Source organism: Kordia sp. (assembly GCF_965283645.1).
GTDB lineage: Bacteria > Bacteroidota > Bacteroidia > Flavobacteriales > Flavobacteriaceae > Kordia.
The window spans coordinates 442,087-467,320 of sequence record NZ_CBDIPG010000001.1; the positions used below are offsets into that span (position 1 = coordinate 442,087).

General features: G+C 31.7%; 29 protein-coding genes. 15 read left to right on the plus strand and 14 right to left on the minus strand.

Going from position 1 to position 25,234, the window contains the following annotated elements:
• Nucleotides 1–161 precede the first annotated feature (161 nt).
• The 5 genes from ACQ654_RS01880 (at nucleotide 162) to secA (ending at nucleotide 5,620) form a co-directional block, all read left to right on the plus strand.
• Nucleotides 162–974, plus strand: coding sequence for a class I SAM-dependent methyltransferase (locus ACQ654_RS01880; RefSeq protein WP_430408613.1), 813 nt, complete (start codon nucleotides 162–164; stop codon nucleotides 972–974).
• Between the two features lie 6 nt (nucleotides 975–980).
• Complete coding sequence (locus ACQ654_RS01885; protein WP_430408614.1) at nucleotides 981–1,136, plus strand: hypothetical protein; 156 nt, start codon at nucleotides 981–983, stop codon at nucleotides 1,134–1,136.
• 113 nt (nucleotides 1,137–1,249) lie between these two features.
• Complete coding sequence (locus ACQ654_RS01890; RefSeq protein WP_430408615.1) at nucleotides 1,250–1,825, plus strand: cob(I)yrinic acid a,c-diamide adenosyltransferase; 576 nt, start codon at nucleotides 1,250–1,252, stop codon at nucleotides 1,823–1,825.
• 130 nt (nucleotides 1,826–1,955) lie between these two features.
• Nucleotides 1,956–2,177 (plus strand): DUF2795 domain-containing protein, encoded by a 222-nt coding sequence (locus ACQ654_RS01895; protein ID WP_046755590.1) that lies wholly within the window; start codon nucleotides 1,956–1,958, stop codon nucleotides 2,175–2,177.
• Nucleotides 2,178–2,248: 71 nt separating this feature from the next.
• Nucleotides 2,249–5,620, plus strand: a complete 3,372-nt coding sequence (gene secA, locus ACQ654_RS01900; RefSeq protein ID WP_430408616.1) for a preprotein translocase subunit SecA — start codon at nucleotides 2,249–2,251, stop codon at nucleotides 5,618–5,620.
• A 117-nt stretch (nucleotides 5,621–5,737) separates the two neighbouring features.
• On the opposite strand, the gene ACQ654_RS01905 is transcribed toward secA, so the two are convergent.
• The 3 genes from ACQ654_RS01905 to ACQ654_RS01915 form a co-directional block, all read right to left on the minus strand.
• Entirely contained in the window at nucleotides 5,738–6,787 is a 1,050-nt protein-coding gene (locus tag ACQ654_RS01905; RefSeq protein ID WP_430408617.1) for a T9SS type A sorting domain-containing protein, read from the minus strand.
• Between the two features lie 165 nt (nucleotides 6,788–6,952).
• Nucleotides 6,953–7,345, minus strand: coding sequence for a hypothetical protein (locus ACQ654_RS01910; protein WP_430408618.1), 393 nt, complete (start codon nucleotides 7,343–7,345; stop codon nucleotides 6,953–6,955).
• Nucleotides 7,329–7,913, minus strand: coding sequence for an RNA polymerase sigma factor (locus tag ACQ654_RS01915; protein ID WP_430408619.1), 585 nt, complete (start codon nucleotides 7,911–7,913; stop codon nucleotides 7,329–7,331). Before ACQ654_RS01915 ends, ACQ654_RS01910 begins: the two co-directional genes overlap by 17 nt.
• A gap of 276 nt (nucleotides 7,914–8,189) precedes the next feature.
• On the opposite strand from ACQ654_RS01915, the gene ACQ654_RS01920 reads away from it, so the two are divergent.
• The 8 genes from ACQ654_RS01920 to ACQ654_RS01955 all read left to right on the plus strand — a co-directional run bounded on the left by ACQ654_RS01920 (nucleotide 8,190) and on the right by ACQ654_RS01955 (nucleotide 15,143).
• Nucleotides 8,190–8,543, plus strand: coding sequence for a DUF6249 domain-containing protein (locus ACQ654_RS01920; RefSeq protein ID WP_430408620.1), 354 nt, complete (start codon nucleotides 8,190–8,192; stop codon nucleotides 8,541–8,543).
• A 272-nt stretch (nucleotides 8,544–8,815) separates the two neighbouring features.
• Nucleotides 8,816–9,475, plus strand: coding sequence for a peptide-methionine (S)-S-oxide reductase MsrA (gene msrA / locus ACQ654_RS01925; protein WP_430408621.1), 660 nt, complete (start codon nucleotides 8,816–8,818; stop codon nucleotides 9,473–9,475).
• Between the two features lie 315 nt (nucleotides 9,476–9,790).
• Entirely contained in the window at nucleotides 9,791–10,759 is a 969-nt protein-coding gene (locus ACQ654_RS01930; protein ID WP_430408622.1) for a hypothetical protein, read from the plus strand.
• Between the two features lie 435 nt (nucleotides 10,760–11,194).
• Nucleotides 11,195–12,127: a hypothetical protein gene (locus ACQ654_RS01935; RefSeq protein ID WP_430408623.1), complete on the plus strand. Its 933-nt coding sequence runs from the start codon at nucleotides 11,195–11,197 to the stop codon at nucleotides 12,125–12,127.
• A gap of 235 nt (nucleotides 12,128–12,362) precedes the next feature.
• Nucleotides 12,363–13,040, plus strand: coding sequence for a hypothetical protein (locus tag ACQ654_RS01940; RefSeq protein ID WP_430408624.1), 678 nt, complete (start codon nucleotides 12,363–12,365; stop codon nucleotides 13,038–13,040).
• A 16-nt stretch (nucleotides 13,041–13,056) separates the two neighbouring features.
• Nucleotides 13,057–13,719, plus strand: a complete 663-nt coding sequence (locus tag ACQ654_RS01945; RefSeq protein ID WP_430408625.1) for a hypothetical protein — start codon at nucleotides 13,057–13,059, stop codon at nucleotides 13,717–13,719.
• A complete protein-coding gene (locus ACQ654_RS01950; RefSeq protein ID WP_430408626.1) occupies nucleotides 13,683–14,444 on the plus strand; it encodes a sensor histidine kinase in 762 nt (253 codons plus the stop codon). The genes ACQ654_RS01945 and ACQ654_RS01950 overlap by 37 nt, the downstream gene beginning before the upstream one ends.
• Nucleotides 14,445–14,501: 57 nt before the next feature.
• Nucleotides 14,502–15,143 (plus strand): response regulator transcription factor, encoded by a 642-nt coding sequence (locus tag ACQ654_RS01955; protein WP_430408627.1) that lies wholly within the window; start codon nucleotides 14,502–14,504, stop codon nucleotides 15,141–15,143.
• A 44-nt stretch (nucleotides 15,144–15,187) separates the two neighbouring features.
• Here the strand turns inward: ACQ654_RS01955 and ACQ654_RS01960 are convergent, their stop codons facing one another.
• From ACQ654_RS01960 to ACQ654_RS01970, 3 genes are read right to left on the minus strand one after another with little or no spacing between them, the layout of a single operon-like run.
• Nucleotides 15,188–16,669 (minus strand): hypothetical protein, encoded by a 1,482-nt coding sequence (locus ACQ654_RS01960; RefSeq protein ID WP_430408628.1) that lies wholly within the window; start codon nucleotides 16,667–16,669, stop codon nucleotides 15,188–15,190.
• Entirely contained in the window at nucleotides 16,659–17,246 is a 588-nt protein-coding gene (locus ACQ654_RS01965) for a hypothetical protein (protein WP_430408629.1), read from the minus strand. Before ACQ654_RS01965 ends, ACQ654_RS01960 begins: the two co-directional genes overlap by 11 nt.
• Nucleotides 17,230–17,775: an RNA polymerase sigma factor gene (locus ACQ654_RS01970; protein ID WP_430408630.1), complete on the minus strand. Its 546-nt coding sequence runs from the start codon at nucleotides 17,773–17,775 to the stop codon at nucleotides 17,230–17,232. The genes ACQ654_RS01965 and ACQ654_RS01970 overlap by 17 nt, the downstream gene beginning before the upstream one ends.
• Nucleotides 17,776–18,075: 300 nt before the next feature.
• On the opposite strand from ACQ654_RS01970, the gene ACQ654_RS01975 reads away from it, so the two are divergent.
• Nucleotides 18,076–18,264, plus strand: coding sequence for a hypothetical protein (locus ACQ654_RS01975; protein ID WP_430408631.1), 189 nt, complete (start codon nucleotides 18,076–18,078; stop codon nucleotides 18,262–18,264).
• A 134-nt stretch (nucleotides 18,265–18,398) separates the two neighbouring features.
• Here ACQ654_RS01975 and ACQ654_RS01980 read toward each other — a convergent pair whose 3' ends face one another.
• Genes ACQ654_RS01980 through ACQ654_RS01995 form a run of 4 tightly spaced genes read right to left on the minus strand, consistent with a single transcriptional unit; the run spans nucleotide 18,399 to nucleotide 21,818 of the window.
• Complete coding sequence (locus tag ACQ654_RS01980; protein WP_430408632.1) at nucleotides 18,399–19,589, minus strand: redoxin domain-containing protein; 1,191 nt, start codon at nucleotides 19,587–19,589, stop codon at nucleotides 18,399–18,401.
• A 15-nt stretch (nucleotides 19,590–19,604) separates the two neighbouring features.
• Nucleotides 19,605–20,768, minus strand: a complete 1,164-nt coding sequence (locus tag ACQ654_RS01985; RefSeq protein ID WP_430408633.1) for a hypothetical protein — start codon at nucleotides 20,766–20,768, stop codon at nucleotides 19,605–19,607.
• The gene (locus ACQ654_RS01990; RefSeq protein ID WP_430408634.1) at nucleotides 20,749–21,270 is read right to left on the minus strand and encodes a hypothetical protein; all 522 of its coding nucleotides are present in this window, start codon (nucleotides 21,268–21,270) and stop codon (nucleotides 20,749–20,751) included. The genes ACQ654_RS01985 and ACQ654_RS01990 overlap by 20 nt, the downstream gene beginning before the upstream one ends.
• Nucleotides 21,267–21,818, minus strand: coding sequence for an RNA polymerase sigma factor (locus ACQ654_RS01995; RefSeq protein ID WP_430408635.1), 552 nt, complete (start codon nucleotides 21,816–21,818; stop codon nucleotides 21,267–21,269). Before ACQ654_RS01995 ends, ACQ654_RS01990 begins: the two co-directional genes overlap by 4 nt.
• A 195-nt stretch (nucleotides 21,819–22,013) precedes the next feature.
• On the opposite strand from ACQ654_RS01995, the gene meaB reads away from it, so the two are divergent.
• Nucleotides 22,014–23,099: a methylmalonyl Co-A mutase-associated GTPase MeaB gene (gene meaB / locus ACQ654_RS02000; RefSeq protein WP_430408636.1), complete on the plus strand. Its 1,086-nt coding sequence runs from the start codon at nucleotides 22,014–22,016 to the stop codon at nucleotides 23,097–23,099.
• A 60-nt stretch (nucleotides 23,100–23,159) separates the two neighbouring features.
• Here the strand turns inward: meaB and ACQ654_RS02005 are convergent, their stop codons facing one another.
• From ACQ654_RS02005 to ACQ654_RS02020, 4 genes are all read right to left on the minus strand, one after another.
• Entirely contained in the window at nucleotides 23,160–23,351 is a 192-nt protein-coding gene (locus ACQ654_RS02005; protein ID WP_430408637.1) for a hypothetical protein, read from the minus strand.
• A 129-nt stretch (nucleotides 23,352–23,480) separates the two neighbouring features.
• Nucleotides 23,481–24,050, minus strand: coding sequence for a phosphatase PAP2 family protein (locus ACQ654_RS02010; RefSeq protein ID WP_430408638.1), 570 nt, complete (start codon nucleotides 24,048–24,050; stop codon nucleotides 23,481–23,483).
• Nucleotides 24,051–24,156: 106 nt separating this feature from the next.
• A complete protein-coding gene (locus ACQ654_RS02015) occupies nucleotides 24,157–25,026 on the minus strand; it encodes a hypothetical protein (RefSeq protein ID WP_430408639.1) in 870 nt (289 codons plus the stop codon).
• Nucleotides 24,995–25,222, minus strand: coding sequence for a hypothetical protein (locus tag ACQ654_RS02020; RefSeq protein WP_430408640.1), 228 nt, complete (start codon nucleotides 25,220–25,222; stop codon nucleotides 24,995–24,997). Before ACQ654_RS02020 ends, ACQ654_RS02015 begins: the two co-directional genes overlap by 32 nt.
• Nucleotides 25,223–25,234 lie beyond the last annotated feature (12 nt).

Sequence of the window (25,234 nt, forward strand, 5' to 3'; positions counted from 1 at the left end):
TACTAAATTATTACCATTCCAAGAGTGAAGCAATACCAAAGCAAAGCGTGACTAATAATCCAACAACGAAGCGATACTAACATACTAAAAAACCAACAAATAAAGTAATTTAATAACAATTTTTGTTACTTTGCATTATCCCAAATAAAAAACCTAATAAAGTGAGCAATACACAATTAGAAAAAGTACTGGAAGTCAACAAAAGGCAAAAAGAATTCTACAATACGAAAAAGAAGAATTTTGCGACCAAAATTTGGTCGTATATGCGAAATAAATTGCTTTCTGATTTTCGAAAAGAACTGAAAATCAGCGAACAAGTCTATGACAGACACAAAGTTTGGTTGGGCGATTTATCAGACAAAAAAGTACTAGATTTAGGATGTTTTGCTGGAAATTACTTAAGTATTTATCTTGCTGAAAATGCCAAAAGTTATTTGGGAATTGATTTAAGTGACGAAGCCATTGCGAAGCTAAATGAACGCTTGAAAGATATCCCAAATGCAGAAGCAAAAGAAGTAGATTTTCTATCGCCTGATTTTACAGAGAAAGATTTTGACATTATTTATGCATATGGTGTTTTACATCATTTCGAAAGCTTAGATATGTTGTTTGATAAGCTACAAGAAAAATTAGCGCCAAACGGACACTTAATTTCATATGATCCATTAAAAACGAGTTGGCCGTTAAAAGTCATTCGTGCCCTATACAGACCTTTTCAGTCTGATGCTGATTGGGAATGGCCGTTTTCAAAACAAACAGTACGCCGTTTTCATAAAGAATTCAATGTAGTAGAACGTCATGGAATACTAGGTTCGTCAAAATGGGCATTTTTTTTAAACTTGATTCCAATTGGTTCAAAAAAGAAATTAAACTATATCAAAAAATTGCATCAAAAAGATTGGGAGAAATCGCAATCAAATGATCGTCAACTATACACATGCATGCATTTAACGATGCACATGCAGAAAAAATAATCGCATATGTTACTTTGGACTTTTATTATCGTAATTGTAATGTTTCCGTTGTTATTATTCAATAACAAACGAAACAAGAATAAACTATACAATCGTAAAGGAAGAAACTTCAGAGATAATTATTACGATAAGAAAAAAGAAAAGGAAGAAGAAAATGATTAGTATAAAACTTCTTACAGCACTTAGTATAGGAAGTATTTTGTATATCTCACAAATAGGAAAACCAAGAAGCGATTACAAGATCATTTAAAAAAAAAAGCTAGAAAAAGAAAACGATGAAAGTATACACTAAAACTGGAGATAAAGGAACTACTGCCCTATTTGGCGGCACACGTGTTCCCAAACATCATATTCGTATTGACAGTTATGGAACGGTTGATGAACTCAATTCGTATATTGGTCTCATAAGAGATCAGGAAATCAATTCGCATTATCAAAATGTATTGATGGACATTCAAGATTTGTTATTTACGGTTGGTGCTGTCTTAGCGACAGATCCTGAAAAGGAAACTTTAAAAAACGGGAAAGACCGATTAAACATTCCTAGAATTTCTGAAGACAATGTAATTGCGTTAGAACGTGAAATGGACACTATGGATGCGGCTTTACCGCCAATGACGCACTTTGTATTACCTGGCGGACATCAAACTGTGTCATTCTGTCACATTGCCCGTTGTGTTTGCCGCAGAGCAGAACGCTTAGCATCAGCACTTTACGAAATAGAGCCTTTTGATGAATTTACATTAAAATACTTAAACCGACTTTCTGACTACCTTTTTGTGTTGGCACGAAAATTGTCCCATGACTTACAAGCGAATGAAATAAAATGGATTCCGAAAAAGAATTCGTAACTATTTAAAAATTAAGGAAATAGACAAATCTTAAAAAACGTTCTTAAAAATAATGTGTAAATAATGATTTTTTTACTTGACTTTCTCATTTAAAAATTTATTTTTGCAAAAATATTAATATCAAATAAATATGTATTGGACATTAGAACTAGCATCTCATTTAAGTGATGCTCCTTGGCCCGCTACAAAAGATGAGTTGATTGACTATGCAATTAGAACAGGAGCTCCTTTAGAGGTTGTTGAAAACCTACAATCCATTGAAGACGAAGGTGATTCCTATGAATCTATCGAAGAAATTTGGCCAGATTACCCTACAGATGATGATTATCTCTGGAATGAAGATGAATATTAAAACAAGTTAAACAAGGAAAAAGTCTCAATTTCGAGGCTTTTTTTTGGTTTAATATAAAACCAAAATAAACCATGAGTTTTTTAAATTCAGTGTTGAAGATTTTTGTTGGAGACAAATCCAAGAAAGATATAAAAGGCTTACAGCCTATCATAGACAAAATAAAATCGTACGAACAACAATTATCAAGCTTGTCTATCGACGAACTTAGAGCACGTACTACATACTTTAAATCGCAAATTGCGGAAGCATGTAAAGAAAATAATGCTCAAATTGCTGCTTTAGAAAAAGAAGCGGCAGCAAGTTCAGACATAGAACGTAAAGAAGATATCTATCAAGAAATTGATAAACTTAGAGACGAAGAATACGAAATAACGGAAGGTGTATTATTTGATATTTTACCAGAAGCATTTGCTGTGGTAAAAGAAACAGCAAAACGTTTCACAAACAATACAGAGCTTACCGTAACGGCAACTCCATACGACAGAGAATTATCTGGCTTACATGACTACATAACTCTTGATGGCGATACTGCTATTTGGCAAAACTCTTGGGATGCCGCTGGAAAGCAAGTTACTTGGGACATGATTCACTATGATGTACAGTTAATTGGTGGTATTACAATGCATCAAGGTAAAATTGCCGAAATGCAAACAGGAGAAGGAAAAACGTTGGTAGCAACACTTCCTGTGTACTTAAATGCATTAACTGGTAAAGGTGTGCATTTGGTAACTGTAAATGATTACTTAGCAAAACGTGATAGCGCTTGGATGGCTCCAATTTTCCAATTCCATGGGTTTACAATTGATTGTATTGATTACCATCAACCAAACTCGGAAGCTAGAAGAAAAGCATACGCTTCAGACATCACATACGGAACAAACAATGAATTTGGTTTTGATTACTTGCGTGATAACATGTCACGATCACCTGACGATTTGGTACAACGTCCACACAACTATGCAATTGTGGATGAGGTCGATTCTGTATTAGTGGATGATGCACGTACGCCGTTGATTATTTCTGGACCAATTCCGCAAGGAGATTTACACGAATTCAACGATTTAAAGCCAAAAGTAGCTGAACTAGTAAAAACGCAACGCCAATACTTAACAGGTGTTTTAGCAGAAGCTAAAAAACTAATTAAAGAAGGTGACACCAAAGAAGGTGGTGTTTTATTACTTAGAGTTTACAGAGGTTTGCCTAAAAATAAAGCATTAATTAAGTTTTTAAGTGAAGAAGGTGTAAAACAATTGCTTCAAAAAACTGAAAATACATACATGCAAGACAACAATCGCGAAATGCACAAAATTGATGCAGAATTATTATTCGTGATTGAAGAAAAAAACAATCAAATTGATCTAACAGACAAAGGAGTTGAATACTTATCAACAGGAAGTAATGATAAAGATTTCTTTGTAATGCCTGATATTGGTGGAGAAATTGCCAAAATTGAAGCAAAAGAGTTAGAAAAAGATAAAGAAGTTGAACTAAAAGAAGAATTATTTAGAGACTTCGGAATCAAAAGTGAGCGTATTCACACCATGAGTCAGTTACTAAAAGCTTATACCCTATTTGAAAAGGATGTAGAATATGTAGTAATGGACAACAAAGTAAAAATTGTTGATGAGCAAACAGGTCGTATCATGGATGGACGTCGTTATTCTGACGGACTACACCAAGCAATTGAAGCAAAAGAAAATGTAAAAATTGAAGATGCTACACAAACATTTGCTACGGTAACCTTACAAAACTACTTCAGAATGTACCGCAAACTATCTGGAATGACAGGTACGGCAGTTACAGAAGCAGGAGAATTATGGGAAATATACAAACTAGATGTTGTAGAAATTCCAACAAACAGACCAATTGCGCGTAAAGACAAAGAAGATTTAATCTACAAAACAAAACGTGAAAAATACAATGCCATTATTGATGAGGTAACAGAATTGTCTAAACAAGGAAGACCTGTATTAATTGGTACTACTTCGGTAGAAATTTCGGAATTATTAGGTCGAATGCTTTCAATTCGAAAAATTCCACACAACGTATTAAATGCAAAGTTACACCAACGTGAAGCAGATATTGTAGCGGAAGCTGGAATTCCAGGACAAGTTACTATTGCAACAAACATGGCAGGTCGTGGAACGGATATCAAACTTAGTGATGAAGTAAAAGCCGCTGGCGGATTGGCAATTGTAGGTACGGAACGACATGATTCTCGTCGTGTAGATAGACAATTACGTGGTCGATCTGGTCGTCAAGGAGATCCAGGAAGTTCACAATTCTACGTTTCGTTAGAAGATAACTTAATGCGTTTATTTGGTTCTGAAAGAGTTGCCAAAATGATGGACAGAATGGGCTTAAAAGATGGTGAAGTAATTCAGCATTCCATGATGACAAAATCTATTGAACGTGCACAGAAAAAAGTAGAAGAAAATAACTTTGGAATTCGTAAGCGTTTACTAGAATATGATGATGTAATGAATGCACAACGTGAAGTCGTGTACAAACGTCGTAGACACGCTTTACACGGAGAGCGTTTAAAGGTGGATATTTCGAATATGGTATATGACACTACCGAAATCATTACACAAACAAACAAAGCCGCTAATGACTATAAAAACTTCGAATTTGAATTAATTCGCTACTTCTCTATTGCTAGCCCAATAACGGAAGACGAATTTACAAAAATGACAGAAGAAGAAATCATTGGAAAAGTATACACTGCAACTTTTAAAAATTACAATGATAAAATGCAGTTAAATGCTGAGGCTGTGTATCCTGTAATTAAAGAAGTGTATGAAAATCCAGAAAATAAATACGAACGTATTGTTGTTAAATTTACGGACGGAACAAAAGAATTAAATGTTGTTAGTGATTTAGAAGATGCTTACAATTCGCAAGGAAAACAATTGGTAACAGATTTTGAAAAAAATATTTCATTATCAATTATTGATGATGCTTGGAAAACGCACTTACGTAAGATGGACGAATTAAAACAATCAGTTCAGTTGGCGGTGCATGAGCAAAAAGATCCGTTATTAATTTACAAATTTGAAGCGTTTGAATTATTCAAAGAAGTAATTGATAAAGTAAATCGTGAAATTCTTTCGTTCTTGTTTAAAGGAGAATTAGCCGATAACAATCCAGATCGTGTACGTGAAGCTCGTGAACAAAAGCGTAAAAAGGAAAACTACACAACTTCAAAAGAAGAAGTATTAAACAGTGATGAAAAAGCAGCCGCACAACGTCAAGCTATGCAACAATCGCAAGGTGGACAACGTCCGCAAGTAACTGAAACTATTGTTCGCGATAAGCCAAAAATTGGTCGTAACGAACGTGTTACTATCAAAAACGTGATGACAGGTGAAAACAAAACTGTAAAATATAAACAAGCTGAACCATTAATTGCAAAAGGTCAATGGGTTATTGTTGAAGAATAATATTAACAAGCTTAATTGCTGTACATTCTTTAGAAAATATAAACTCTCATGGAAACATGGGAGTTTTTTTTGGTGGCTAGTCAATTTTTATAAATTATGAATTGTTCAGCTGTTAAGTTATTTTTTGATGAACTTCAAATTATAAACGTTATCTAGTGATAAAAAATAGATTCCAGGAGATAAAACACTAACGTCTATTACTTTATTAGTATTCAAAATTCCATCGCTTACCTTAGCTCCGTTTATACTATATATTTTATATTCTGTTTCTTCCTTTAATCCATTAATCTGTATAAAATTTAATGCTGGATTTGGAAATAACTTAATTTTATTATTTTGTACTAATATATCTTCCGTTGAAAGTATGGCTGATATATCAAGTTTAGAAATTTTATTTGCATTGTATTCTGTTATGTACAATTCATTATTATAAATTGCTAAATCACTAGGTTCAGAAAGATTAGTTACTGTTTCAATCACTGATGTTTGGTTAGACGAAACATCAATATGAGATATTTTATTACCATCAGCTTCCGCAATAAAAAGAATATTTCCAGCAAAATATAGCCCTGATGGACCTAATACATTACTTGAAACTTCTTGAACAATAGGGTTAGGATCATTGATATTTATCTTACTGACTTTATTGCCTTCATATTCTGCTATATACAATTCATTATTATGTAAAGCTATTCCGTATGGTGTTGATAATCCAGCTACAACATCAATAAGCGTAGGATTAGGAGATGACATATCGATTTTAAGAATTTTATCCTGGATATAATCAGATATGTATAAAATATTTCCATCTAATGCAAAGTCATAAGGTCGTATACCTGATATAATTTCGGTGACTCCAAGTGGAATATTATTAATAGCTAATTTAGATATGTTTCCGTCAATAAGTTGTCCAAAATATAAATCATCATCTTTAAAAAGTAAACCAATAGACCAATCTGTATTCTGAATCACTTCCGTTGGTACTGCTGCAGTTTCTACATTTAACTTAGAAATTTTACCATTACCACCATTATATTCAGCAAAGTACAATTCATTAGCTTTAAAGGTTAAAGAAATAGGCTGTGTTAATCCTGTTATAACATCAGTTGTTTGAGAAAAGGTATACGTACTAACTAATAAAAAAAGAATTAGTTTAACTTTTTTCATAATACATCGTTTTAATATAAATTTCTATTATTTACTAATGATTCAAAAATAGTAAATATATCTATAAAGAAATATTGACACTTATGGTAATTCCGTGAATTGTAGTAATATTAAAAATGAAGCGTGTATAATAATCTAAGTAAGTAGACTCAGCAAAGTTGAAGTTTAGTTCTCCAAACTTCTTGAAAAACGTTTACTTATCATCGTTATTTGAATGATTACAAATATGAGTAAAAAGAAAAAACAATACGCATACGTAATAGGAATATCAACATTGATTTCGTGTTTTTCAAGCATTAAACTTGATAAATCCCAATCGCCAAGAATAGAAAAACCAAGTGAAAAACGTGTCAACACAAAAGAAAATATTAAAAACAAAGTACCAATAATTAGCCAGCCGACCTTATTTATTAATGGTTTGTAGACTTTAACAGGTACTTTTTCTTTGGAAACTTCAGCCATTACATTGGCTAAGAAATCTACGGAAGGAGTTGCCAATCCAGCATCTTGGATGACTTCCTTAGTAAATTGATCTAACTTTTTATTTTCTGCTTCCATGATTCAAATATATAGGTTCTACGACATTTTTTAAAATATGATATAGTTTTTTTCGGCTTCGGTGTAATTTTATCTTTACATTATCATACGATATTTTGACAATTTCCGAGATTTCTTTCAGTGATAATTCTTCAAAATAAAACAACGTTAACAACACGCGTTCATCTTCTGGCAACTGCAATAATGCCTTTTCTATGGTTTGCTTCTTCTCTTTCGCTTCCAAATAACTCATTGCATCTTGCATGACTCCGATATCAGCTTCATGAATTTCATCAATATGTTCTGACAAAACGACTCTTTTATTCTTTTTAATACAATCCAAACTCGTATTATATACGATTCTATACAACCACGTCGAAAATTTAGAAGTTCCTTTAAAAGTATCTAATGCCTTGTATGCTTTTACAAAAGTATCTTGTGCAACTTCTTCCGCATCTTCCCTATTTCCAACCATACGTACTGCCAATGTAAACATCATATCCTTGTATTTATCTACAAGCATAGCATACGCATTCACATTTCCGGAACGAATTTCCAGAATATAATCTTGGTCAGTTTTTTGAGTCATTTGTAGTTAAGACGATCACTTTGTTTAGTTGGTTACAGATTTTTTGAATTTATTTGATTTTAGTAAAATTACTTTTTAATTTAGAATTTGACAGTAAGCATTCATAATAGTTTTTATAGCTTCAAATTGAAACATTAGTATATTGATTCATTGCTACATTAAAACACAGATACATTAAAAAATTATATTTTTTTTACATTTTTTGTAACCAAAACAAAAAACCGTTCGTCATAATGGGCAAATACATAAAAACTAAATTCAAAAAAATAATTTATTATGGGATCAGAAGTAATTATAATGCCAGCAATTTTAGGAGTCGTTTTCGGAATCTACTATTTATACATTTCATCACGAAATAAAGAACGCTTGGCATTGATTGAAAAAGGTGCAGACGCATCTATCTTTTTCAGTTCAAAAAAATCATTAACACCAACATGGAAAGTATTGGTTTTAAACTTAGCTGTTTTAATGATGGGAATTGGATTGGGTATTTTTATTGGCTTCATGATGCATCGTGTATTTCTGTTACCAGAAGGAGTTGCATTTCCAGGAACCATCTTTTTAGTTGGAGGAATTTCATTATTTTCAGGTTTCTTCTTAACCAAGAAATTGGTAGAAAAAGAGCATTAATTTCATTTCATCATCAAGAAACACAGTTAGTTAATCTGACAAAACGATTGTTAATTTTATAATTAGCAGTCGTTTTGTTATTTATATACTTCACAACCACAGTCTACTATAAAATTCGGAAATCGAACAAAAGTTAAGACTTTACACTTTCCTTAAGAAAAAAGGCATATTTCAATTCGTATCTTTACCTAAAAATTGATATTTCGGTTATAATAGAGTCTGTATATACGTAAGTTTTCACATTCTACACGACTGAGCTAAAAATAATTTATATGAAATCGATTGTATTAACTATACTAACATTGTTCTTTTGTACACTAAGCTGTACTTCAAATACGGCAACAAAAGAGCATGTAGCAAAAGAAAAAGTTACACAACAAGATTTATCAAAATATGAAACTGCCTATTTTGCAAGTGGATGTTTTTGGTGTGTTGAAGCGGTTTTTGAAAGTGTAAAAGGTGTAAAAGAAGTGGTTTCTGGTTATGCTGGCGGAAAAGCGGAAACGGCTAACTATCAATTAGTAAGTGCCGGACGAACTGATCATGCAGAAGCTGTAAAAGTATATTATGATGCAAAAGTAGTTTCGTATGAAACCTTGGTAAAGGTATTTTTTGGTTCGCACGATCCTACAACGTTAAACAGACAAGGTCCTGATGCTGGTAGACAATATCGTTCTGCTATATTTTACAAAAATGCTAAAGAGAAAAAAATAGTTGACACTTACATTAAAAAACTAATTGCAGACAAGGTTTTTAATGGAACCATAACAACGGAAATTACGCCATACAAAGCATTTTATGATGCTGAAGCGTATCATCAAGATTACGAAGCAAACAATCCGAACAATCCATATATACGAGGTGTTTCTGTCCCAAGATTGAAGCGTTTTCAAAAAAAATTCCCTGAATTACTAAAAAAAGACGCACATTAGTTAAAAACTTGTATTGAGTACAGTCGAAATGTTAGCTGAAACTAAATTTAACTAGCGTCACTTCGAATGATTTTCGACAGAAAAATGTATTGAGAAGTATATTATTTTAAAGACTAAAAAAACCGATAACCGTTGTTGTCGGTTTTTTTATGTTTTGAAAATTCTGTAAAAATTTATCAAAAAGTAACGCTTATAAAAAATATGCAACGCTTACAAAACATTTACAAGTGGTAACTTTATTTTTCCTACATTTATATTGTAATTACATACAGAAAACGCGTTTTTTCAATTTAACGAATTAAACACTTTTATATTATGAAGAAAAAAATGATCTCATTTGCTTCTTTAGGACTTGTATGTGCTACATTTTTCCTGAGTTGCGAGACAAAAAATCAAGCCGAAGAAGAACAATTAGAAACTGCTTTAGAAACGCCTGCAAAAATAATCTCTAATACACAAGCGGCAACACTTTTCCAAAATGATCAAAACACACGTTTATCACAAATAGGAAAAGAAAACACTTCTTTTAAGGACAAAGCTATTCATTTTGATTTAGCAATATTAGAAAGCTATATTTCAAGGTTAGAATCAATTAAAACGGCTAAAAACATACCTGTTACAGGCGTAAGTTTTGTTTTTGGTGCTGACGCGAATGGCAACAGAACTATGTTTTTAATGCCAGCGACACGAAATACCGAACTAGATTACCAAGAATCATTTACGATTGAAAATGGACAATTTCTAACTTTTAAACATGTGGATATAACATTAAAGCCACAAATCAGTTCTCAAAATGATGAAAACTTAGTGCTTTCACCAAACGGATATTTATCGTTTAATGAAGCAACTGCATTGTTCAATAACTATCAAACACAATACATTCAGCCAGTAGCAAAGAAAGTAACGAAAGACTATTATACAAAAGCGGTTTGGTATTCGTTTGAAGAAATAAAAGGCTATATCAACTATCTAAAAAAGAAATCTGTTGATCACAATTTAGCGATTACGGGAGTTAATGTGTTTTTTGGTGTATATAACAATGACTTAAGTTTGGAGTTAAAGTCAAATGCACAAACAATCTTTTTAACAGCGAGTTCTCAGCAACAATCGATTATTAATATAAAAGGAGAAACGTTACAAGGTTTTACACAAGATGGTTTTTTTGCTAAAGATAGTAATGAAAGTATTGATGGAAGTTTGAATTTTAATGAAGGACACCTATCACCGCCGCCGCCTCTTCCTGAGGATTGTCAAAATAAAACATGTTGGCATCCTTGGCATTAATAAAACTATAAAAGCTATCTGAAAAGTAAAAGCTTCGTCAAACCGAACTTGATTCGGTTTCTCATAATCATTGAAAATCAATCTAATGAGATTCTGAACATGTGCTGAACTTGATTCAGTATCTGTTTAGGATGACGCTTTATAATACTTTTTAGATAGCCTCCATTTTAGATATAAAATAGTATAAACTTGACAATCACACACAAAAAAATGACAGCTATACAACTTCTCTTTGTTGGTAACAACTAATTCTTACTTTTGAAATTGTAATTACATTTCAAGTCGCGACTTTTAATAAAAACTCAGTGATGAGAAGCTCTTATACTGAATTTGATTCAGTATCAATAGTGAACTCAAAACTGCAGATTGTATGAATTCTACTGAAAAGCGGAATTCTATTGTATACCATTTATTAATATCGTAAAAACTATAACCATGAAGAAAAAAATGTTGTCATTTGTTTCTTTAGGACTGGTGTTTATTACATTTTTCCTAAGTTGCATGACAAAGAATCCAGATGAAGAGGAACAATTAAATACTGCTTTAGAAGTTCCTGAAAAGATCATTTCCAATGCTGCTGCTGCAACACTATTCCAAAATGACCATACAACTAGACTTTCTCAAATTGGGGCAGAGAAAACTAGTTTTGAAGACAAAGCTATTCATTTTGAACTAGACGCAATTACCAAGTATATTACACATTTAGAAAAACTTGCTACAACTAAAAACATTCCTATTACAGGTGTAAGTTTTATTTTTGGTGCAGATAGTACTGGTAAAAGAACTGCATTTATAATGCCTTCTACGCGTAATGCATCTTTAGATTACCAAGAATCGTTTACTGTTGAAAATGGACAGTTTTTAACGTTTAAACACATTGACTGTTCTTTAAAATTAAAGAATAATTCACAAAATGATGAAAACATAGTGCTTTCACCAAACGGATATCTATCCTTTAATGATGCCACTCGCCTATTTAATCAGTATCAAACACAGTATATTGAACCTTTTCAAGCAAAAGTGACAAAGGAATATTATACAAAAGCTGTTTGGTATTCATTAGCTGAAATAAAAGGCTATATCAATTATTTAAAAAAGAAATCCAACGAGCATAATTTGTCCATTACAGGAATTGACGTTTTTTTTGGTGTCTATAACAATGATTCGAGTTTGGAGCTAAAGTCAAATGCGCAAACTGTGTTTTTAACGGCAAGTTCACGTCAACAATCTATTATCAATTTCAAAAATAAGTCTTTGCAAAGTTTTATTCAGAATGATTTTTTTTTAAAAGAAACTAATAATGATAATACAGATGAAAGTTTAGCTTTCAATATGGGGCACTTATCTCCACCACCACCAAAAAAATAAGGGTATACTCCTCCAAACCTATTCTTATTAATTATGATAGCTCATACAAATAGTTTCTTTCACTTTCCTATAACAAACAACTCTTCAAAGTTTATTTCGTAGTCTTTTTCTTTATTTTATTTCATTAACCACTTTTTGCTCAACGGGAAAAACACCCAATTTTGTAGTTTTAGTTTTTATTCTAAAAAGTTTGGCTAATTTTAACCAAACAAAAAATACAAAAAACTACAACCTTATGGAAAATTTAGTATTATCAATCGTACCGCTCGTCATTGGTATTGCAATTGGTTATTTCTTATTTAAAAAATTAAACACGTGTATTTGTGAAAATAGCGACAAACCAGATGGGATTATACCTGTTAGTGAAGCTGTTAAATTACACGAATCATATGTTAATGGACGTTATCCTATAATCAATCAATTTATAGATAAAGATTTTAAAGACACACAGTTTGTATGGTTTGAGTATGACAAAATGAAATCTTACATTCAATATTTAGAAGCCATAACAAAGAAAAATCCGAACAATCCAAAAATTTCTGGGGTTCGTGTCTATTTTGGAGCATATACTGAGCATCCTAAATATCCTAAACAACAAACAGTATTTTTTAATCCAACAATTGAAACTTCTTTAGATGAAGCTCATGATAATATGAAAAATTTACCGTTTTATATTATCCCCAATTCGCCTAATGAGCCCTTGGTAGGTCAATATAAAATTATAGAAAGATTACTTATTGACGAACACAACCCGACAGAACGTGCCTATATGGCAAATAATAGTTTGGGGAATAAAGAATCAAAAGAAAATTTAGTCCAAAAGAAATCAGCTAATGCTGAAGATGGTTTTGATGATGGAACGAGTGTATCTTTCAACATTGGACACTTAAGTCCTCCACCTCCAAAAGGTTAAAATATCTTTAAATAAAATGAGTGAAATACTTTATGAAGCTGTTATTTATGTTGAAATACTAACTGCCGTAATTGCCTCTATATTTTTTTATAAATATAAAGAAACTACACTTAAGTACTTTTTATTTTTCCTATGGTACGTTACAATAAATGAAGCAGTTGGGAAATATAATTTGGAAATTTTAAAATCTGAGAAAATAATTATTTATAATATATATTTATTTATAAATTTCACTTTTCTCTTTTTCATTTATTGGAATTTTTTAAAAAATATAATATATAAAAACATAGTTATTACTTTTTCTATTATTTATGTAATAGTATCAATTGTTGATATCATATATTTTGAAAACTACTTGAGTGAATTACTACTCAATCCGTTTATGATAGGTTCTAGTTTTTTAACTATAATTGTATTTCTATATTTTATTGAAATTTTAAATTCTGAAAAGATATTATTAATTACTAGAGATATATTATTTTGGATAAGTTTTGGTGTTCTCTTATTTAATATTGGTATGATTCCATGGATAATTATGCGAAAATACTTTTATGATGTTTTTGTAGATAATTATCTTTTATTGAATACTATATTTCGTTGTTTAATATTTATTTTAAATTTTTGCTATATCATAGGCTTTATATGGGGATACAAAATGCAGAAACAGCAGCTATCATAGCTACGTTTGTTTTTATTTTATTGGTAGTCGTTATTTTCGTTCTTTTCTTGGTATTCATCAAGCGAAAGAATAACCTCTTAGCTGAAAAACAATTAGCACAACGAGAGTTTGAAAATGCTATTGCAGAAACACAAATAGAAATTAGAGAACAAACACTCAGAAATATAAGTTGGGAGTTGCACGATAATATTGGGCAACTCCTTACACTTGCTAAAATACAATTGCATCAGATTTCTGATCATACTGAAGGTGTTTCTGAAGTAACAGAAACCATTTCTAAAAGTCTTACAGAACTCCGCGCACTTTCAAAATTGATCAACCCAGATGCATTGAAAAATATTATGCTTCCCGAAGCATTAAGTTTAGAAGTTGCACGCTTTAATCGGCTAAATTTTATTGAAGCCACGCTAACCATCAATGGAGATGAAGAAATTATTGATGACAAAGCCGAAATTATTTTGTTTCGTATTTTACAAGAATTCTTTTCAAATACCATCAAACACGCAAAAGCTTCCAAGTTAGATGTCACACTTACATATGACAATAAGGTATTGACAATCATTGCAAAAGACAACGGAAAAGGCTTTGATAAGCTAGTGGACAAACCCAATAAAGGTATTGGACTGCAAAACATGAAAAATAGAGGAAAGTTAATAGGTGCCAAAATTGAGCTAGAATCACAACTAGAAAAAGGTACCAAACTAACGATTATTCATTATCTTTAGCTTTCAAGTGAATCTTGAATCTAAAAATTAAACAACCACTAAATAAAACACAACATTTTGAAAACATACTCTGTAGCCATCGTAGAAGATCATGTATTATTATCACAAGCCATTGGCGGTTTGGTAGATTCATTTGATCGTTTCAAAGTAAGCTATCTATGTAAAAATGGTAAAGAATTGATCACGCGTTTAGAAGAAAATTCAAATACGCCAGATATTGTTTTGATGGACATTAACATGCCATTGATGAATGGTATTGAAACGACAACTTGGGTTACAGAACATTTTCCAAATATTGATGTCCTAGGACTTTCTATTGAAGAAGATGAACGCACTATTATTCAAATGTTGCGCGCTGGTGCGAAAGGATATTTGATGAAAGATGTTGAAAAAAGTGTTTTAGAAATGGCACTAAATGAAGTAACTACAAACGGTTTCTACCATTCAAAACATGTGACGAATATTTTGATTGGTTCTTTAAACGGAAAAGGAAATTCAGGAACGAAATTGAAAGAGAATGAAATTGCTTTTATGAAGTTGGTTTGTACGGAAATGACGTATAAACAAATTGCTGATCAAATGTGTTTGAGTCCTAAAACGATCGATGGTTATCGTGATGCTTTGTTTGAAAAACTAAGTGTGAAGAATAGAATTGGACTGGTTATTTATGCAATAAAAAATAAAATCTACTTGCCGTAATATCTGTTTGCTGTTGCGCGTTGTTGATGGACTTATAAACCAAACTACGACTTTTCATTCAATGAAACTTCGCTATATTTTGCATTGATGTTAATCTCTCTATTAGTATTATTTTTAGTTTGATAGCCACGAACGATGGTGTTAAACTGAGTTTTATTTTTGGTTCCAACAACAGATTCAGGATATGAAATACGTGAGTTTGAACCTATATAATACAATTTGAAATCAGAAGTTGGTAACTGAATGCGTGCGTCAGTATTTTCTAAAATAATATCTAAGGTTTGAAACGTGTCACTAATATTATGAATGAGTAGTTTCCCAATTGTTCCACTAATAATTCCCTTCTCTCCTAGCGTTCCAATGCTTATTTTAGAAGAGTTTGCCATCAAATTAATATTTTTCACCAACTGTAAATCTACATTTTCAACAAAATTTACTTTCAACGAGCCTTCATTCCATTTTGTAATATGAATAGGCGCATACGACGATTCTATCGTCGTATTTGCACCATTAATACTAGTCGCATACAAAGCCGCGTGAGACAGCTTTGCATTCATGTTTTCGCTTGCCGCGGCAATTGTTACTTCTCCATGACGGACATTGAGTTTTAACTTTGCTTTTTTAGGCATTCGTATTTTAATTGTTTTCTTAACTTTTAAACGCTTGTTTCCTGATGAAATAAAGAACAAATTATCATCATTTGTATTGATGTTAAAGTTCATATTATTATTATTCAAATTAAAAAATTGTCCATTCTGTCCTTCTTCTAATAGTTTTAAAAGCTCTTCTTGCTCTTTTACTTTATCCTTTTCTAAATCTTTGGATATTTTAGCAAGTTTTTCAACCTTTTCTAATTGTTTTTTGTATGCTTTTGAATTTTTAAACCTTTTTTGGTTTTTAACTACTTTACCTTGTAGTTCAATCAACATGTCTTGACTTTTTTCAAAACTTTCTTTCCACTTTTCCATTCCTTCTTTAAATTTCTCTTCATCAAAGCTATTTTTCCATTGCTTTTGCCATTTTTTCATATAGGCTTCACCATCTTTTTTGTAAGCTTCATAATCAAACTTGACATCATCTAACGATTCAATAATCATTGATGGCAACTCTGGAACAGGTTGAATATGTGGCAAATTCGCAATAATAGGCGTTTCAATTTGTTCAACAAAACCTGAATTTGGATATACAAATTGCAAACTGTTTCCAAGTAATAATCGGCTTCCTTTAGAAGTTACAGTAACTTTTTCACTATTTCCAATCGCTTTAAAATTCCACTTATTAAAGTATTTTTCAATCTCTTCATCTGTAGCGTCTTCTACTTCAATAGTAGCTTCAATTTCTATCTTATTTTTATTCCAAGTATCAAACTCTACATCGGCATGTGATGTGTTAATTTCTAAGGTAACGTCTTTATTTACAGTAAAAACTTCCTTCTTTGTTCGTTTTTTCGATTGTGAATATCCAAATGTGATGACTAGCAATGCTACCAATAATAAACATTGCTTATAATTTCGTTTATACATCATTTTCTGATTTTTTTAATTCGTTTAATTTTTCCTTTAATTGGTATAGCAATTTTAGTCTAAATTGTAAATTGTCAATCATTGCATTAATGGTTTGCTCGTTTGGACCAATTTCTGTCAATTCGTTTTGAAGTACTTTGTGTTCTTCATTTAATAATGAAAGTTTATCCATGTAGCTTTTAAACAATTGTTTCCCTATTTCTGAAACTTCTACTTGTGTCAATTCATAATTAATGCTTGCTAAGTAATAATCTTCAATCTTTTTTAAATCGGGAGAAACATCACCTAAACTTATTAAATTAGAATTTTCAGTAGCTTCCGAATCAGTTTTCACAACTTCTTCCCCAGAAATATTAACATTTGGCTGTAATTGTTGATATGCCAAACTACCCAAACTTATAATTAAAATAACTGCCGCCGCAATTTTATAAATTGAGAAAGAAGGTTTTTTCGTTTTTTCTTCCTGCAAAGGCAACACATCATCCAATCGTTCTAAAAAACGTGCTTCATGTCCGTCAGATAGTCCTTTTTGAATGTGCAATTGCTCATTTTTCAACAAATCTTTAATATCCTGTCCCATGATTACTTTTTTTTAATGCTTGTTGTAATTTCTTTTTTCCTCGTAATAATTGTGTTCGTGATGCGGTTGATGAAATATTTAAAATTTCCGAAATCTCTTGATGATCATATCCTTCTAATAAAAATAGAATCACTACAACTCTATATTTATCAGGCAGATTTTCAATTTCTATCTTTACTTCGTCCAACGTTGTTGTATCACTAGTTTCCCAATTATCATCGTCGACAACGACTTCTAATTGTGCTTCGTCGATGGAAATACAATACTGTTGTTTAGCCCGTAATTTGTCTAAACTCTTATTAATGACAATCTTTTTTAACCAAGCTCCAAAACTTACTTCAGCCGTATATTGATCAATTTTTTGAAATGCATTAATGAATGCTTCTTGCATAGCATCTTCTGCATCTTGTGTATGTTTCAAGAATCGGTTGGCAACAATAAACATTCCTTCACAATACTGCCTGTACAGATGCAGTTGTGCTTTCCTGTTGTTATTCTTACACTTTTCGATGAGCTCGGTTTGAGACATACTACTAGTTAGCTTTTTTGGTTTTGGTTAATTGCTATACATTTCTAAATACGTATGAAGTATTGCAATGTGACAAAAAATTAAAAAAAATGTATCTAGTAAACACATTTTTTTAGTTGAATTTTATACTTTATTTCGCTTACGCTAGATTTTATAAAGGTTCACGAGATGTTTGAAGATACTATAAAACTTCTTTCTATTTTCTATTTTTTTAAATAACTGCTAAAATCCTATGGAAAAACCGTACGTCATATACTATATTTATGAGTAACTTATATGTATAACTATAAATTAAATATCATGAAAAAGAGAAATTTAAAAAGTAAACTCGTACTAAGCAAAAAGGTCGTAAGTAACTTTACTGTAAGTGCTAGCAAAGGTGGAACTGGCAATACCTTTAATTGTGGACCATCAAACAATCCTATGTGTACTTTTGATGATGTATGTTTTAGCAAAGGTCCTGGCTGTACTAGATGGCAAGTGTGTTAACATATAAATAGCATAAAACCCGAAAAGCAACTTTACTTTTCGGGTTTAGTTTTAAAGTACTTCTCAATACAAATTTCTTTCGAAAATCACGCGAAGTGCAGATTTAAGTAGTGTAGAGAAGCAAAGCAACCCAACTACTCATAAATGACCAACAACTCAACTTCTCGTTCGGCTTTACTAAGTTTCAATCCAATTTTTGCGAGTTCATTTTTAAAAGAATCCTTTTTCTGCGGATCAAATATGAAGTCAATATCTAGCAATTCTGTACAATTTGTTTCATCAATTACAGGAACAGGTGTTTCATTTTCTATATAATCTTGAAAATCTGCCATAGGAATCTTTTTAGCATGAAATTCATAACCTTGAAACATTAATGTACGTTCTTTGGTAACTGATGTTCGTTTTTTAAGCTTATTGCTATCAATCACTGTCAAAATATATACAGGAATCGTGCGTTTTTCAAGTTTGGCTTTTACGGGAAATGTTTCGTTTAGTTTTGCAATTCCCAATACAAACATTTCATCACCTACATTTTCAGTAATCACATCTAAACAATACTTATTTTTAGGATTTTTATAACTATACTTTTCCTTATCAATATCAAAAACAGTTCTATTATATGTAGTTTGATATAAAAATCGGTACATGCCAGGAATTGTATAATTGATTAGTGTAATACGTCTTCCATTATACGTTTCATCTTTTAAATATCCTTTAGAATAGGAAGAAACACCTTCAATTCCGCCTTTCAGTAATACACGCGCCAAACTTGTATCTGTTTGTGGAAACGGATCAGCGGCATAATCAAATTTGATATTTTCCTGTTTAAAAGGCAATGAAATTGACTTTCCTTCTTTTACATCCTGAATCACTTCTTTTGTAATAGTATCTGTAGAAGTGATTGCAACAACTTTTCCTTCCGAGTTGATGATGATTGCATGCGACAGAATTCGATACGGAAATAAGGTTTCCAATTCCTTTGTTTGCAAGCCAAACCAAACTTTTGAAGGTATATTGTCAATAAATCGTTGCAAACGTTCTGGCTTATCTTCTGCAATTCCAATCACTTGAATATCATTTGGAAACTCTTCTTGTAGTTTTATCAAATTTTTCATTGCAGGAATACACGGTCCACACCAAGTTGCCCAAAAATCAAGAATAATTATTTTCCCTTTTAATTCTGAAAATGAAGTAGTTGAAGTGTTTGAGTTTAACAAGTTTGTAAGTTTTACATCAGAAACTGTATCTCCAATTTCTAGTTTGGTTTGCGCGTAGCTTGTGCTGGTCAATGCTAAAAGCATCAACAATAGTGTCAATTTTTTCATCTTGTAATGGTTAGTTTAGTTGTTGTAGAATAGGCTTACAAAGCCGTGAATTAAATCTAGTTTGAAGGTGTTTTTTCGAGTTGCAACATCGTCTTTTCCACGTGTAAACATCTTGAATTTTTTTCCATCTCTATTGGGTTGCATAATAATTTTTGTGCCATGATCATTTAAAACGGCATTATTTCCAACGGCTTCCATAAAGTATTTTTGATCTTTAATTGCATACATTTTAATATCAGAATACTCACAAACCATGTTGATCAATTCAAAGTTTTCTCCTAAATTATAGATAAAGAAATTGCTCTTAAAGTCTTTAAATTGTACATTTTTAGTAATTTCTCCAATGTTGAATTTAGAAAACTCAGTTTGCATCATCACATTTTCTAGTTGCCCAAGTAAACCGTTGGTTACGTTTTTAAATGCAAAACTTCCGCCTTTTATTTTCTTTACTTTCACACTTCCATTTATAAATGTGAACGAATTATTTTCATTATCAAATTCGGAAGCTCTCAATTGACTATCGTAAAATGCTCCTTGTATGTGATTTGTAAATTTTCCATCGAAATTTATATTTGCCTGATTTGCCATAATATCCATCATCATATATGCTGGCAAATAAATTTCGTAACTAGAACTTATGCTTTGAATTTTCCTATGATTACTGTTTTTAATATCTTTTAAAGCGACACTATCATTTTTAAAAACGACATAGCCATCCAAGTCATAAAAGTCATTTGAATCTCCCGAAATCTCCTTATTAATATCTTTTACAGTTCTGTATTTATTTGGCTCATCTTTTTCCCAAGACATATTTTCTATATGAATCTCTCCTTCTTTGAGTTGGTATGAAAGCTTTCCAATGGAAGTTGGTGAAGCATTTTTAATAAGTAAATAATTGGAATCGCCCATCGTAGATTGCATCGTGGCTACTACAACAATTCCATTAGAAACATGCTTGATTTCTTCTTCTGAATAGTTTTTAAAATCAACCACAAAATCAACTTTTACTTCATCTCTATTCCATATTTTAAAAGTGACATCAATGTTTCTGGTTTCAAACTTTAGCTTTGTATTTTTATCAACTGTAAAGTTTTTTTGATACTTTTTTTGCGATTGCGCCATCAGTCCAAATGAACCAATGAAGAATACGACAAATAGATTATATATTATTTTGTTCATCTTCTAATCGTTTTAAATGTTGTTGAATTTCTTGTAAAAGCGACAAACGCATTTGCAAGTTTTTAATCATCTTTTCTAATGCCGACAAACTGTTTTTTTGTACTAAAAATTCTTGTTTCAATTCTTGGTAAGATGCGTCTAAATTTTCCAAGCGTTCTTTGTACTTTTTAACTAAATGCTCGTCGTTTGCTGTTAATTGAAATGTTTTCCATTCGGAAGCTATATCTTGTAAATATTGATCTTCAATAGATTTCATTTCTGTAAACAATGTTGATTGTTCACTTTGCGGCGTTCCATAATTTGAATAAATAACAGCTCCAATTCCTAGAAATAACACACATGCTGCAGCAATATATTTCCAGTAATACAATGGTTGTTTTTCAGAAATAGTTACTTCTGACGCTGTAAGTTTTTCTAAAAATTCAGCACGATGTCCTCTTGGTAACGTTTGTGTTTCCAATGTTTCATCGTTTTCGTTGAGTATATCTTTTATATTGTTCATGATATTTTATGTTTTAAAAAATCATTTAAGTTGTTTTTCAATTTTGTTTTTCCACGCATCAATTGCGTTCGAGACGTTTGTATAGGAATTTCAAGTATTTCAGAAATTTCTTGATGATCGTATCCTTCAATTAAATACAATTGCAAAACGTATTTATATTTCGTAGGTAAATTTTCAATGGCTTCAATAATTTTCTGTTTTGCAATCGTAGCGTCAATATTCCAAGATTCGTCATCCTCAACAATTGTCATTGTCTGATCGTTCATTTCTTCATACACCAACGATCGTTTCTTCAACGTATCAATACACTGATTGATCATAATTCGTTTTAACCAAGCGCCAAACGCAACTTCTCCTTTGTATTGCTTTAATCGTGTAAATGCTTTCAAAAATGCTTCTTGCATCACATCTTTCGCATCTTCCCTATTTTGAATGTATCGACACGTAATTATGTACATCGCATCTGCATATAAATCATAGAGCTTCATCTGCGCTTTCCGATTTCCTCGCATACATTTTTTTAAGATTCCTAAATGCTGTTGGCTCATTGGTTTTGTTTGTGTTCTATTGTAAAGACGACATTAAAATTGAAGCGTTTCATTTTTGTGAAAATTCCTTTTATTTTTTTAAAAAACTTTCACAAAGAGATTATTTTTGATTCAATTTATAATTCTGAATTCACAATTCTGAATTTATACAAAATATGTCGTAATTTCGTTTTAATTGCAAAATCAACAAAATTCTTGAGTTCAAAACCAAAACATACTTCAGCTTTGCATGAAAAAGATGGTATTTCACCACCAGATTTTATCAGCAAAGCGTCTGTGAATTCTATTCAAAAAAATAGAAGAAAGCAACCTTCTGTAGACGAATTGGTTGCAGGAATTTTAAAGCATGATAAAGTAGCATTGAGTAGAGCAATTACGTTAGTTGAAAGTAAAAATACAGCACATTTAGCAAAAGCGACCGAAATTATAGAAAAGTGTTTGCCACATGCCAATAATTCAATTCGTATTGGAATTACGGGCGTTCCTGGTGTTGGAAAAAGTACGTTTATTGAAGCTTTTGGAAAACATTTAACTGGTTTGGGAAAAAAAGTTGCCGTATTAGCCGTTGACCCAAGTAGTTCTATTTCTAGGGGAAGTATTTTGGGTGATAAAACGCGCATGGAAGATTTGGTGAAAGACGAAAATGCTTTTATTCGTCCGTCAGCTTCGGGCGATTCGCTTGGTGGTGTAGCCAGAAAAACCCGTGAAACAATTATTTTGTGTGAAGCATGTGGCTTTGATACGATTGTGATTGAAACTGTCGGAGTTGGACAAAGTGAAACTGCTGTACATAGTATGGTTGATTTCTTTTTATTGTTGAAATTGGCTGGCGCTGGAGACGAATTGCAAGGAATTAAACGTGGAATTATTGAAATGGCAGACGCAATTGTCATTAACAAAGCTGATGGCGACAACGTAAAGCGTGCGCAAATGGCGCGAACTGAATTTAAGCGTGCATTGCACTTGTATCCTCAAAAAGCATCAGAATGGCTTCCAAAAGTAGTGACAGCTTCCGCCTTGAAACAAAATGGAATTGATGATGTGTGGCAAATGATTTCTGACTTTCAAGAAACGACAAAAGCTAATAGTTATTTTGAAACGCATCGGAAACAACAAAATCGTTTTTGGTTACTACAAACCATTGAAGAACGTTTGAAGCATAATTTCTACAACAATACAAACGTTAAAGATCAACTTAACGATTATTTAAATGCAACTGAAAATAGTACTATTTCTCCTTTTAATGCGGCGCAACAATTATTAGAATTGTTGAAGTCTTAAAATATTTTAAGCATAAAAAAAGCGAACCGAAGCTCGCTTTATTCATATCTATGCTATTTTTTACAATTCACAATCCCAAACTGTGTGACACTCTGTATCGGTACAGTTTCTTTCGGTTTGGCAATGACACCAAGATTCTACTGTCCAATGACAACCATATAAAGAGGTGTTTCCTCCTTTGAGTTGATTTTCGCGTAAGCTAGAAATTGACTTTTTGTTCAATGCTAAAGATTTTACATTTCTTTTTTTCATGACATATAATTTTAATTTTGGTTATCCTTAAAGATAATGAAATGATAATCAAAACATTATACTTTAGTACTTCCTTAACACTATTAAACTATATATCGCCTTTACGTTTTGAAGAATAGCAATTTAGTATTATGCGTATTTTTGAATTAAAAACTGTCGGAGTTTAAAAATGATTCCACCATAAATTCCTCCGACAATCATTCCTGTAAAGACATCACCAGGAAAGTGTACACCAATGTATATTCGGCTATAGCCAACACATGCCGCCCAAAATAGCAAAGCGAAAATGATGTATTTGTAATGTTTATGCAAGACAAGTCCGATAAAAGTTGCCAATGCCATTGCATTAGATGCATGTCCTGAAAAGTAGCCAAAACTTCCACCACAACCATCTTTTACCAAACGCATATGATCTACCAAATCGGCTGTATGACACGGTCTAAAACGTAAAAAAAGTGTTTTCTTGAACAGGTTTGCCGTTTGATCTGTAATTGTAATTAATACCGCAACTAATAAAAGTGTAAAGATAATTTCTTTTAGATTGTGTTTTTTTATGATCAGAATCAACAGAAACGCATACAATGGTATGGCATAATATTTATTTGTGATAAATAGCCAAAAACCGTCCCAAGTTGGCGTTCCGAGTCCATTTAAGAATAAAAATAATTCTTTGTCGTAGTTGATTAGTTGATCAATCATACTTCTTTTATTTACAAATCGCTATTGTAGCAATACATCCTATGAGAATACTAGTATAAATTTTCTTCATAAATTACATACGTATGTTTCTATGTAATTTAGTTGATTATAATCCGAAAATAGAGTCAACTACACGTGTGCGTTCCGCTAATAAATCTTCACGTAACTTTTCGTTGATAATTCTCGTATTTGCCGAGACAGTATCTGAGTACGTTCTGTATTCAATTTGATCACCATTAGAGGCAATCACCATCATTTGTTCAATTTTTTCAAAGGTTTCTGTTTCGTAAATGTATATATGGCTTACCACATATCCACTTGAATATCCTTCTTTTTGATAGTCAATTACAGGTGGAATTAATAGTACATCATCTATCAATGCAACGTATTCAATATCTTGTAATATTTTTAAGTTATCAATAAAAGAAGCTTCTACTCTATATTTAATCTTTTGTGTTATGGAATCATTTTTAAACATTGGTTCGTAGTTTTTTCCAACTTGTTTCCATAAGGTTAATAATTCATCATATTGTTCACTTTTATCAGAAAAGACCAATTTGTATCCTGTTTCAAATTTTGTAGTGTCTCTTTGCATAAAACTTGCCGCAGTCATGTTATTTTTACTGTGAAGAAATAAAGTGTTTTTATCATTTAGTTCTAACGGAACTGGTGATGTTATTTCTTCAATAGACACATCCATAAGCGCTCTGATAGCGGTCATTTCGTCTTCTAATGTAACGGGAACAACTTTTAAGGCATTGTTAAAATTTTTAAGTTCTTCAATAGCTAATACTCCATTTACCAACGAATCTACTTGTCCGTTAGTGGTTAAAGAGAGTTCTTTGTAAACATTAGAAAGTGTATCTACTTTTTCTACTTTTGGTAATTCGCATGATGTGAAAGCGAATCCTAGAATCGCTAATGCACAGATTGTTTTAGTTAATTTAGTCATCATATCTTGATAATTCTCGGTCATAAAAATCGTTTGCTGCTTGTACTATATTTTCAGCTTCCGAAGCTAATTCTTTTTCATCTTCTTTGTCAAATTCTTCCAGCCATTCTACTTCATCATTTTCTAAATTGATGATGAATCTTGGAAATTCGGTATGAATGATAAATATTGCGTCGGGATAATCGGTATTATCACCTAATAAAAATTTCGGGAATTCCATACGTGTGTATTG